The organism is Arthrobacter sp. CAL618, from assembly GCF_000468215.1.
Taxonomy (GTDB): domain Bacteria; phylum Actinomycetota; class Actinomycetes; order Actinomycetales; family Micrococcaceae; genus Arthrobacter_D.
Map to the genome: position 1 here is coordinate 1 of NZ_ASZW01000237.1, position 10033 is coordinate 10033.

Sequence of the window (10033 nt, forward strand, 5' to 3'; positions counted from 1 at the left end):
CCACGGGCCGCCCCGACGGCAGTCATGATTGCAGCGATTCTGGCAGTTACCGCTTGCTCGCCACAACCCCCGCAGGGAGCCAACAGGGCCGCTACCGCTGCCCCGTCAGCCAGTGCAGAAGGTTACCCAACGGGTCACGTCCACGGCATGAGCGTGGACCCTGGCACGGACCGGGTTTTCCTCGCCACCCACGATGGCCTGTTCGACGTCTCAGAGTCACCGGCCATCAAGATCGGCCCGACCATCGATCTGATGGGTTTCACCTCAGCAGGGGAGGGCGAGTTTTATGCATCCGGACACCCTGGTCCGGGATCTGATCTTCCCGACCCGGTGGGGCTAATTCGGTCCACCGACGAGGGGCGCACGTGGCAGCCGCTGTCCCGGCAAGGGGAGTCCGATTTCCATGCCCTCGCCTCAACCGACAACGGGATAGTCGGTTTTGACGGCCAGTTGCAAGTGAGTAGCGACGGGACCACCTGGGAATCCGTGGCAGAACAAATTCCGGTGTTCAACCTGGCCGCAACGCCACAGGACAGTATTGTTCTGGCGACCACAGAGGACGGCCTGCAACGCTCCACGGACAACGGCGAAACGTGGAATGCCGTGCCCGGTGCACCCCTGCTGATGTTCACGGCCCTTTCGGAAGGTGCCGCTGCTGGGATTACACCCGAGGGCCAGATCTACACCAGTCGTGACGCTGGCCTGACCTGGGTCGAGCAAGGAACGATCCCCGGTCAGGCAGCCGCGATAGCCACGCACCTGGTCGGGGATCTGACCCTGCGAATATGGGTCGCGACCGAAACCGGTGTCCAGGTCTCCGATGACAACGGGCAGTCCTTCACGGACATCCGAGTCAATCAGGAGTAGCCGCTGGTTCGGAGACTGGACGGCTAAAGCTGCAATACGGCGACCCGCTGAGGAAGCCTGGGGAGCGCCCGGCCAGCCGCTACCCGCGGCGCTCCCTCAGGGTGACGAGCTCAAAGCGAGGCTGGAGACCGTGGATCCGATCTCACCTGCACCAGATAAGTAGGTCAGGCCTTTGAACGGTCCGGCGACAAGGTGATGGCTCTACATCGATGAATATCGATATCATAGTGAGGAACCGCAATTGCGCTGGTCGGCCTCTTCCGGGCGACGGCCGGGGTGACTGGGGCTCGTTGGTTCGGTATCGAATCGAACCTTTGTGGAAGCCAGGGAGAACCACATGTCTGTGATCCGAATTTACGAAACTACGCTTTGTTGCGACACGGGTGTGTGTGGCCCCGATGTGGACCAGTCCCTGGTGGACGTCACCGCCGACGTGCGTCATCTCCAAAGCCTCGGAGTTGAGTCGCGCACACGACCGGCACTTGGCCTGAGCGCAAAGTCCGGCGGCTGCTGCGGCGGCTCAACGAGTTGCGGCTAGGTCCGGGGATGAAGTTTCTCGAGAACGCACCACGATTCTTGTTCTTTACTGGCAAAGGTGGCGTGGGTAAGACATCCGTAGCCTGCGCCACGGCTCTTACACTCGCCAATGCCAGTCAGAAAGTTCTGCTGGTGAGCACCGACCCAGCCTCAAACGTTGGCCAAGTGTTCGGTATGGTCATCGGCAATACCGTCACCGCGATTCAGGATGTTCCGGGTCTCTCCGCGCTGGAGATCGACCCGGAGCAGGCCGTCGAGGCGTACCGGGAACGGATCATCGCACCCGTTCGGGGCCTCCTGCCCGAGACTGAGTTGGCCAGCATCGCCGAGAGCCTTTCAGGGTCGTGCACCACGGAAATCGCCTCTTTCGACGAGTTCACCAACCTGCTCGCAGACGAGAGCTCCTATGGGGAGTACGACCACATCATCTTTGATACAGCTCCTACGGGCCATACGATCCGCCTTCTTCAATTGCCGGGTTCATGGACCGATTTCCTCGAGACTGGCAAAGGAGACCCGTCATGCCTGGGCCCTTTGTCAGGGCTCGAGAAACACAAGCAGGTGTATGCCAAAGCAGTGCAGGCACTCACGGACCCCGCCAGGACCCGGCTTGTCCTGGTTAGCCGGGCGCAGACGTCGTCCCTGGCTGAGATCGAGCGTACCTATCTCGAGCTCAACCAGATCGGAATCAGGAGCGGGTACGTGGTCATTAACGGTGTCCTGCCGGAAGCCGCCGGCGACGAGAGATTAGCCGTGGCCCTGCGGTCCAGGGAAGCTGCCGCCATCGCGGCCATTCCTGAAGCGGTCGCCGCGCTGCCCCTCGATGTGCTGGGCCTCAAGCCAGGCAACATGGTCGGCGTACCGGCGCTTAGGTCTCTGTTCGCAACTGGGTCCAGACCGGCCATCCTTGACGAGACGACACAGACACCGGAGGTCGAGGACGCGCCACTGGCAGCCTTGGTTGACGAGATCGAATCGGACAGCCGTGGCCTGGTGATGTGTATGGGGAAGGGCGGGGTGGGGAAAACCACCGTCGCTGCCGCCATTGCGGTCGCACTCGCCGGCAGGGGGCACGCGGTCCACCTCACCACGACGGATCCTGCAGCGCACCTCACCGAAACACTGCACGGTTCAGTCCCTGGATTGACGGTATCTCGTATCGATCCGGTAGCGGCAATTCAGGAGTACCGGAGCCACGTGATGGAAGCCAAAGGCCGGAACCTGGACGATGATGGTCGTGCCGCCCTAGCTGAGGACCTGATGTCCCCATGCACTGACGAGGTGGCTGTCTTCCGGCAGTTTTCCAAGGCGGTCCAGGAATCCCGGCGGCGCTTCGTGGTGATCGATACCGCGCCGACCGGTCACACGCTGTTACTCCTGGATGCGACCGGTTCATACCACCGGGAAATTGCCCGCCAGGCTGGAGATACCATGGGCTTCGTGACGCCCCTGATGCGGCTGCAGGATCCTGCGCAGACCAAGGTAATTCTTGTCACGCTGGCCGAAACGACACCTGTCCTCGAAGCCGAAGAGTTGAAAAGTGATCTGGAACGGGCAGGAATCCACCCGTGGGCCTGGGTGATCAATAGCTCGATTGCCGCCGCACACCCGCAGACGCCGTTTCTGCGGGCGCGCGCCGCGAGCGAAATCGAACAGATGGCGAAGGTACGCGCCTTGACCGACCGAGTGGCTCTTATTCCGTTGTTGCCCGAGGAACCCATAGGGGAGGAGAAACTGAGGGCTCTGACGGCTCTCGCTTCGATCTAGGTGCGTCTTGCGTGCCGCGAGGGAAGGCCGAATGGATCGCCCACTTTCTTTTTGAGAATGATTCTCATAAGATGGTGGAATGCACTTGATCATCATTACTTCGCTGGACGCACTCAGTCGCAACAACGCCACATCTCAGTTGGCCGCGCTATCTCCGGAAGTTCCAGTGGTGCTGCACGACCTGCTCGACGATTCAGTGGTGACGCGCCGCATCCATCAGAATGACCAACTGGTGGAACGAGAGTCGTCTGTCCTAGAACACGGTTGTCTGAGCTGCACCGTCCGGTTCGATCTGGTCCCCGTCCTGATACGCCTGGCCGCTGCCGGCACCTCTCTGGCGATCGTCGGGCTGCCGCCGGGCACCACGGCCGAGAACGCGATTGACGGGATTCATGCCATCGCCCGGGGGAATTTTACTGTGGATTCGGTAGCGTTGGCCGCACAGCCTGAGGACGTGGAGAACCAACTGTGGGACCACCACACGTTGTTTGAGTCTGGTTACACGGCTGTTCCCGAGGATGGCAGGACCCCTGGCGAATTCCTGATGGGGGAGTTGCTCTTTGCTGACACGGTGCTCACCACTGTCAGTGATCTGCTGCCATCGGATCAGGAACTGAGTCTCAGGGGTGTTCAGCTCATCGGACAGCTTGCCCCGCATGTGCGGATGCTGCCCGCCCGGGGGGCGATCGCGGCCCACCTTGGGGCGCACGACGACGAAGCAGCCCGCGCCCGAAGTTGTCCCGGAGCGGTCGCGGTGCCGTCGACGTCGTCCGGGCCCTTCCGCACTTTCGAATACCGCACGGACCTTTTACTGCATCCCGATCGCTTTCGATCAGCATTGGGTGCCATCTCCGAGGGTTGCTGCTTTGTTCGGGGCGGTGTCTGGATTGCCGGTCTGCTGGAGACCGAAGTAGCAGTGTTCGGTGTTGGCCCGCGCATAGCCCTCAGCAACGGCGGCCCCTGGGCCAGCGATCCACAGGGGCAGTGGCGCCGCGGCACTCACCTCGCTCTGACCGGCGATGACATCGATGACTTCGAGGTGACCAGCCTGCTGGCAGCCTGCGCACTGACGGATGAGGAACTGCGGTCGCCCCTTGTTTATGCACCCAACAAAACCAGCCGATAGAGACCAACAGAAACCCCTGAAGGAGAACCATGAAGGTACGCAATTCCCTCCGCGCACTGAAAAAAGTCCCGGGAGCCCAGATCGTCCGCCGCAGAGGCAAAACTTTTGTCATCAATAAGAAGAATCCGCGTATGAAGGCCCGCCAAGGCTGACGCCATGGTCAAAAATACAAAGGGTTCAACGGGGATCGTGGTGGCGCCCGGACCATCGCACCTCCGGGAAGAGACCCACTCAGGGCTGCCGCGGTCAGAGATTTACCGGACCCGGAGGGGCCCACCAGGGCTACCGCTTCACCGCGGGAGATAGTCAGCGACAGGCCCTTGACCAGGTATTGGGAGGCAATACGGATCGATAGATCCTGCAAGACCAAACTCACCACGCACCCCAGCTCACCATTATTGATTATCGTTCTTATTAAGATACCGATAATGCGGATGGTTCTCAACTGGGGCGCCCTGTGTACTGCCGTTTCCTCAGGGTTTGTCGTGGGGGACTATCTGAGTGGCTTCTCGTCAGCCTCGGGTGGTCGGTCCGTCCCGGGACTCAACCCGGGGGATAGGGAAGGTCCGGCGTTGGTTTCCGGGACCAGGGCGGCGCGCTGAGGAGGAAGACTGTGGCGGCGATTGTCACACCCGCGGCGAAGATGGTGACCAGATGGGTCGACACCGCGGTGCCGTTGTACATGGTGATGCCTACAGCCAAGAGTGACACGGCCAGGAGAATCAGGGCGATCCAATGCTGGCGGCGCAATCCCATCAGAACCATGAGGGCGGGGACCGCGTACCAGATCATGCTCGCCGTTCCCATGGAATTGATCTGGTCGATCACACTTCCGCTGCCTGGTATCGCGGCCACTACCGAGCGGAAAAACATTGACGCGCAATGCAGGATCAACCCCAGCACACCCACGACCGTCAGGGCCAGATCCAGCGGAGTCAACCGTCGGGTAACCCGCTTTAGGGGGAGGAACGGGACCGCCAGACGGAGAATTAGCAGCAGAGATGCGACGGCAGAGAGGGTCAGGACAAACGAGGTGGACATAGAATCACCTTAAAGGATCACCGGCGGTCGGAATGTGTCGTCGAATACCCTAGAAGAACGTGGGAAAACTTGTCCGGTGACCTATCGGACGAATCCGTCAACGAGTCACTCCAGGAGCACCATGACGTACACACTCAGCACCACCATTGCGCTTCCCTGGGCTGAAGCCCTGGAACTTACCCGGGAAGCACTATCAGCTCAGGGTTTCGGAATACTCACCGAGATTAATGTTCGTTCCACCTTTGAAGCCAAGCTCGGCACCGAAGCCGCGGACGCCGTGGGAGATTACACCATCCTCGGTGCCTGCAACCCGGCCCTGGCCAGCCGGGCCATTGCGGCCGAGCCCGAAATCGGCGCGCTCCTGCCCTGCAACGTCGTGGTCCGTCGAAGCAAAGCCGCAGACATCACCACAATCGAGGCCATCGACCCGGAGACCATGGTTCAGCTCAGTGATGCGCCAGCGGTCAAAGAGGTCGCCGACGACGCCAGCAGCCGCCTGCGTAAGGCCCTGGCCGCCCTCAGTAGTTAACCCGGTCTAGCTACCCGTGGTTGGGTGGCTCGGAACCAGCCAGCCAGAAGGAGAACAATAAGGGTGATATCGATGATGTCACCGCCGTAGTACATCAGCTGCGCTCCTGTCCGGCCATCGAAGATCTCGACACCGGCCGGAGGATGGACGTAGAGCCATTTAGCCAGGATGGAGTGAGCGGCGATGAATACGATGAGGACTACGGAGCGCATCTGGATCGAGGCCCGGTGTGGGTTGGGATCGGGACCTATCAGGACCGCTACAAAAAGGTAGCCTGCCAGAAAGATATGCATATGTACCGCTCCATGAAGTAGCACCGAAGTGTGCATTAGTGAGTACAAGTCGGTGGTGTAGAGAACCCATAGTCCTCCCGCATTGAGCCCGCCTGCGACCGTCGGGTGGGTGATGAACCGGAGAGGCGGAGACCTCAGAAAGCGGGTGAGGACCTGCGCCCGTCTCACCGTCAGAGCGCGCAGGGCCAGAGTAAGGGGCGCCGCGAGTACCAGCAGCAGCGGAGCAGCCATTCCGATGAGTAGGTGACCAGTCATATGAGCAGTGAAAGTGGTGCGCGCAGCAGCGGCAATAGGCCCAACTAGTCCCACCCCGATGCAGAGCAGACCCGCGTACCAAGCCATAACTCGACTTATGGGCCACCGTCCACGGGACCGGGCCGCCCAGAGGGCAAGGGCGTAACCCGCCGCGGCCGCAACCAGGAGCAGCACGACCAGGGCATCGAAAGCTATCCATCCGAGAGCATAAACGTCGTCGTTTGAACTGCTGGGAGAGTTATGGTCGTGTTGATGCTGCAGATCCACTGGCTGAACCTTCAGTCCGATGTCTGTGGCGGACGAGTCCGCCACAGAATTAACACCCCGACCAGTAACAGCACGATGGCAGACCCTATCCAGATTACGTCGTAGGGCAGCAAATCCACGTCATAACGAATCTGATGAATGCGCAGAACCTTGTGGTCAATAACGCCGTCAAAAAGTTGGAAAGACCCAACTCCGGTAATGAGCGCCCCAGTCCATCGCTTCCAATTCACCTCGGCGCGGCGACGAATGTCAGCCAAAACGAACAGGCCCCAAATAGTAATAAACCAACCGAACGCGTGAAAGAAACCGTCAGCGGTCAGCGCGACCTCGGTGGTGGACAGGTCATAGAAGTGGTGCCACTGCAAACCCAAATGGAAGATAAACAAGTCAATAATCGATGCCGCTACCCCGCACCCGAAAAGGAAACCGGAGAGAACGACGCGCCGTTCAAGCCCCGAGTCAGGCCCACGGGAGCCTTTATCCACACCACTGCTTCTGCGCATTCTGCCGGCAGGCATCGAAGCTTCCCTTCACCTTGGGGTGGTAATTGCACATTTCATCATAATAGCTACGGCACGTCGGCGATCGGCAGAATACGCCTCAATTACAGGGGCGCGGGTGGAATAAGAACGAAATTACCCACGTGTACCTTATCGAGGAATTCACGTTGAGCGGCCGCGATCTGGTCAAGTGGGAAGACCTTGGCTAGGAGAGGCCGGATCTCCCCACGCTCGATGTAGGAGATGAGGCTAGGGAATACCGCGTCGTCCCACGCTGTGCACCCGATCAAGGTGAGATCCTTCAGATAAATGGTCCGCATATCCAGTTCGACAAGAGGTCCGCCGATGGCGCCTGAGGATACGTACGTCCCTCCCCTCTGGAGGAGACTGAGCATCGCGGGAAAACCGGTGCCGGCCACGTTGTCGATCACGACCTCGGTGCTTTCCGCTCCCAGCACGCTTAGCGCCTCGTCCCGCCCGAGGACTGTATCCGCTCCCAGGGCCCGGACCCGATCCTGTTTGGCCTCACTGGCAATGCCAATGGTATGAGCGCCACGTCGCTTGGCGAGTTGTATGACGGCCGAGCCAACGCCACCGGAGGCACCCGTCACCACTACCCGCGACCCCGAAGTGACACCTGCACGGCGGACCATGTTCTCCGCTGTTCCGTAAGCGCAAGGAATGGTGGCTAATTCGGCGTCGCTCCAGTCGCAGTCCACAGTGAAAACCTCGTGTTCGGGCACAGCAACGAATTGAGCGAACGCTCCGTCCCGGTCCGACCCTAACCAACTGGTTTCCATCGAGGAGAATCCCTGCGTGCGCATACATGCGCGGATCAGTACCCGAGCCCCAACCGAGGACTCGTCGCCCCCGCGACCGACGGCGACAATACGTCCGCAGCAGTCTGCGCCCTGGATTAGGGGGAACGGGGTGGCCGTGTTCCAACCCCCGTCCGGCCGCGTCGCCGTCTGCCCGGAATCGTTCTCTGCTGCGTCATTGGTGCCTGTCGCCACCGATGACGAGTACCAACCGAGTCTGGTGTTGATTTCGGTATTGTTGACGCCGGCTGCCAACACCTGAACTAATACCTCACCTTCGGTTGGCGCCGGGACTGGAACCCGACTCACCTCGAGCCGGTCGTAGCCACCAACCCCGGTAGTGACAATCGCCATCATGGTCTTCCCCTCGAGGACTGGCCTGGTTGGGGGATGAATCGTGGGCATTCACCCATTTTGCTCTATCTACCGAGCAGTCGCCAACGACTCCGTCAGTGGCCTGTCGTGCGTCCATCAACCCGACAGATTCCTGTGCGGATCAAGTAGCCAGCGTTCAGCAGAGATGACCTCCTCGAAGTATTGGGTGGGATAGGGCGGTTCGTGCACTTCTTTGAAGTAGGTGGTGATGGCGCGGTCGACGGCTGTCGGTCCGACGATCGCTAGTGCAGAAACGTTGAGCCCCGACGCGAAGGCGTACAGTGCCGGTCTACTGAGGGAGATCATTTTGTTGAGGTGGACGAGCATTGGTAGACACAGAGCTGGCGATACTTTCGCAAGGCTTCTGACGAGCTCCATGGCGTCTTTTTTCGAGACAGTTACCCCTTGGTCCCACTGGACTTCGATATAGCCTCCGCTATGGGGAAGGAGCGAGAACCTTTGGTTTGCTTCACTGTCATCCATCGGATAGTTCCTGTCGCTTTACTCCGCTGCCGTCGAGTTCCCTATTTCAGGCGTTTTCATTTAGTCGGGTGGCGGTGAGAAGGAGTCGGCTGGTTGGCCATTGATCCAGGTCCAACATGGCTATAGGTCCTTGTCATGGTGCCAAAAAAGTCGTTCGGGCTATTGGTGCCGGTATTTATTGACCATGGGGCAGTCGAAGGGGTCGCGTGCGGCGAGGCCTACCCGGTTGAGGTAGGACACTACTGCGCCGTAGGAGGCTGCGACGCCGACCTCGGTGTAGGGGACTTTGAGGCGTTCGCAATGCTCGCGGACGATCAGGGCGGCCTTGCGCAGGTGTGGGCGGGGCATGTCCGGGAACAGGTGGTGCTCGATCTGGAAGTTCAGGCCGCCGAAGGCGTTGTTGACGAAGTTGCCGCCGCGAATGTTGCGTGAGGTGAGGACCTGTTTCTGGAAGAAGTCCAGTTTGCTGTTCTTGGGGATGATCGGCATGCCCTTGTGGTTGGGGGCGAAGGAGGCTCCCATGTAGATGCCGAACACGGCCATCTGAACGCCGATGAAGGCAAACGCCATGCCGACGGGCAGGAACCAGAACAGGACGCCGAGATAGGCGCCGAACCGGATCGCGAGGAGAGCCAGTTCGATCCAGCGGCCCTGGACAGCCCCCGGCCGGAACAGGGTGCCGATCGACTTGGCGTGCAGGTTCAAACCTTCGAAGGTCAGCAGCGGGAAGAAGAGGTAGCCCTGGCGGCGGGTGATCCAGGCGTGGAGTCCCTTGGCTTTGGCTGCGTCTTCCTCAATGAAGGAAATGGTATCGATCTCAATGTCCGGGTCCTTGCCCACCACGTTGGGGTCGTTGTGATGGCGGGTGTGTTTATTCATCCACCACTGGTAGCTGATGCCGACGACGCCGGCGGCCAGGATCCGTCCGGACCAGTCGTTGGCCCCGCGGGTCTTGAAAATCTGCCGGTGGGAGGCCTCGTGGGCCAGGAACGCGATCTGCGTGAAGACGACGCCGAGCACGGCGGCGATCAATAACTGGAACCAGGTATCGCCCAGCAGGGCGAAACCGGTCCAGGCGGCACCCATGGTCAACGCCAGTGCAGCGAAGACGGAAACGTAAAAGCGGCGGCGACGGTTCAGCAGACCTTCTTTGCGTACCTGCTTCAGCAGCGTCG

13 protein-coding genes are annotated in these 10033 nt (G+C 60.3%); 6 read left to right on the forward strand and 7 right to left on the reverse strand.

Going from position 1 to position 10033, the window contains the following annotated elements:
- The 5 genes from K728_RS0114085 to ykgO form a co-directional block, all read left to right on the forward strand.
- A partial coding sequence (locus K728_RS0114085) for a F510_1955 family glycosylhydrolase (RefSeq protein ID WP_337587504.1) occupies nucleotides 1-867 on the forward strand: 867 nt, incomplete at its 5' end.
- A gap of 337 nt (nucleotides 868-1204) precedes the next feature.
- On the forward strand, nucleotides 1205-1405 hold the full coding sequence (locus K728_RS20710) for an arsenic metallochaperone ArsD family protein (RefSeq protein WP_084442902.1): 201 nt from the start codon (nucleotides 1205-1207) through the stop codon (nucleotides 1403-1405).
- Between the two features lie 8 nt (nucleotides 1406-1413).
- Nucleotides 1414-3171 carry an arsenical pump-driving ATPase gene (gene arsA, locus K728_RS0114090; protein ID WP_024477098.1) on the forward strand — a complete coding sequence of 586 codons (1758 nt, stop codon included), beginning with the start codon at nucleotides 1414-1416 and terminating at the stop codon, nucleotides 3169-3171.
- A 79-nt stretch (nucleotides 3172-3250) separates the two neighbouring features.
- Nucleotides 3251-4297, forward strand: coding sequence for a GTP-binding protein (locus K728_RS0114095; RefSeq protein ID WP_024477099.1), 1047 nt, complete (start codon nucleotides 3251-3253; stop codon nucleotides 4295-4297).
- Between the two features lie 29 nt (nucleotides 4298-4326).
- Entirely contained in the window at nucleotides 4327-4449 is a 123-nt protein-coding gene (gene ykgO, locus K728_RS20715) for a type B 50S ribosomal protein L36 (protein WP_082471366.1), read from the forward strand.
- 8 nt (nucleotides 4450-4457) lie between these two features.
- Here ykgO and K728_RS20720 read toward each other — a convergent pair whose 3' ends face one another.
- Together K728_RS20720 and K728_RS0114100 are read right to left on the reverse strand one after the other, a co-directional pair.
- The gene (locus K728_RS20720; protein ID WP_202805327.1) at nucleotides 4458-4673 is read right to left on the reverse strand and encodes an ATP-binding cassette domain-containing protein; all 216 of its coding nucleotides are present in this window, start codon (nucleotides 4671-4673) and stop codon (nucleotides 4458-4460) included.
- A 167-nt stretch (nucleotides 4674-4840) separates the two neighbouring features.
- A complete protein-coding gene (locus K728_RS0114100; RefSeq protein ID WP_019481456.1) occupies nucleotides 4841-5338 on the reverse strand; it encodes a hypothetical protein in 498 nt (165 codons plus the stop codon).
- Between the two features lie 121 nt (nucleotides 5339-5459).
- Between K728_RS0114100 and K728_RS0114105 the strand changes: the two genes are divergently transcribed.
- The gene (locus K728_RS0114105) at nucleotides 5460-5867 is read left to right on the forward strand and encodes a DUF302 domain-containing protein (protein ID WP_019481457.1); all 408 of its coding nucleotides are present in this window, start codon (nucleotides 5460-5462) and stop codon (nucleotides 5865-5867) included.
- Here the strand turns inward: K728_RS0114105 and K728_RS0114110 are convergent.
- The 5 genes from K728_RS0114110 to K728_RS0114130 all read right to left on the reverse strand — a co-directional run.
- Complete coding sequence (locus tag K728_RS0114110; protein WP_035748217.1) at nucleotides 5864-6682, reverse strand: cytochrome c oxidase assembly protein; 819 nt, start codon at nucleotides 6680-6682, stop codon at nucleotides 5864-5866. The two genes, K728_RS0114105 and K728_RS0114110, sit on opposite strands and share 4 nt — an antisense overlap.
- Nucleotides 6683-6693: 11 nt before the next feature.
- Nucleotides 6694-7200 (reverse strand): DUF2243 domain-containing protein, encoded by a 507-nt coding sequence (locus tag K728_RS0114115; protein ID WP_024477101.1) that lies wholly within the window; start codon nucleotides 7198-7200, stop codon nucleotides 6694-6696.
- An 86-nt stretch (nucleotides 7201-7286) separates the two neighbouring features.
- A complete protein-coding gene (locus K728_RS0114120; protein ID WP_237742155.1) occupies nucleotides 7287-8405 on the reverse strand; it encodes an alcohol dehydrogenase family protein in 1119 nt (372 codons plus the stop codon).
- Between the two features lie 66 nt (nucleotides 8406-8471).
- On the reverse strand, nucleotides 8472-8858 hold the full coding sequence (locus K728_RS23320) for a DUF7793 family protein (RefSeq protein ID WP_443110991.1): 387 nt from the start codon (nucleotides 8856-8858) through the stop codon (nucleotides 8472-8474).
- Between the two features lie 159 nt (nucleotides 8859-9017).
- The coding region (locus K728_RS0114130; RefSeq protein WP_024476017.1) for a fatty acid desaturase family protein at nucleotides 9018-10033 on the reverse strand (1016 nt) is incomplete at its 5' end.

Coding starts and splice junctions, on each gene's coding strand:
- ykgO (WP_082471366.1), top strand. CDS start 4,327: ATGAAGGTACGCAATTCCCTCCGCGCACTGAAAAAAGTCCCGGGAGCC.
- K728_RS0114095 (WP_024477099.1), top strand. CDS start 3,251: ATGCACTTGATCATCATTACTTCGCTGGACGCACTCAGTCGCAACAAC.
- K728_RS0114120 (WP_237742155.1), bottom strand. CDS start 8,405: ATGCCCACGATTCATCCCCCAACCAGGCCAGTCCTCGAGGGGAAGACC.
- K728_RS20710 (WP_084442902.1), top strand. CDS start 1,205: ATGTCTGTGATCCGAATTTACGAAACTACGCTTTGTTGCGACACGGGT.
- K728_RS0114100 (WP_019481456.1), bottom strand. CDS start 5,338: ATGTCCACCTCGTTTGTCCTGACCCTCTCTGCCGTCGCATCTCTGCTG.
- arsA (WP_024477098.1), top strand. CDS start 1,414: ATGAAGTTTCTCGAGAACGCACCACGATTCTTGTTCTTTACTGGCAAA.
- K728_RS0114105 (WP_019481457.1), top strand. CDS start 5,460: ATGACGTACACACTCAGCACCACCATTGCGCTTCCCTGGGCTGAAGCC.
- K728_RS23320 (WP_443110991.1), bottom strand. CDS start 8,858: ATGGATGACAGTGAAGCAAACCAAAGGTTCTCGCTCCTTCCCCATAGC.
- K728_RS0114115 (WP_024477101.1), bottom strand. CDS start 7,200: ATGCCTGCCGGCAGAATGCGCAGAAGCAGTGGTGTGGATAAAGGCTCC.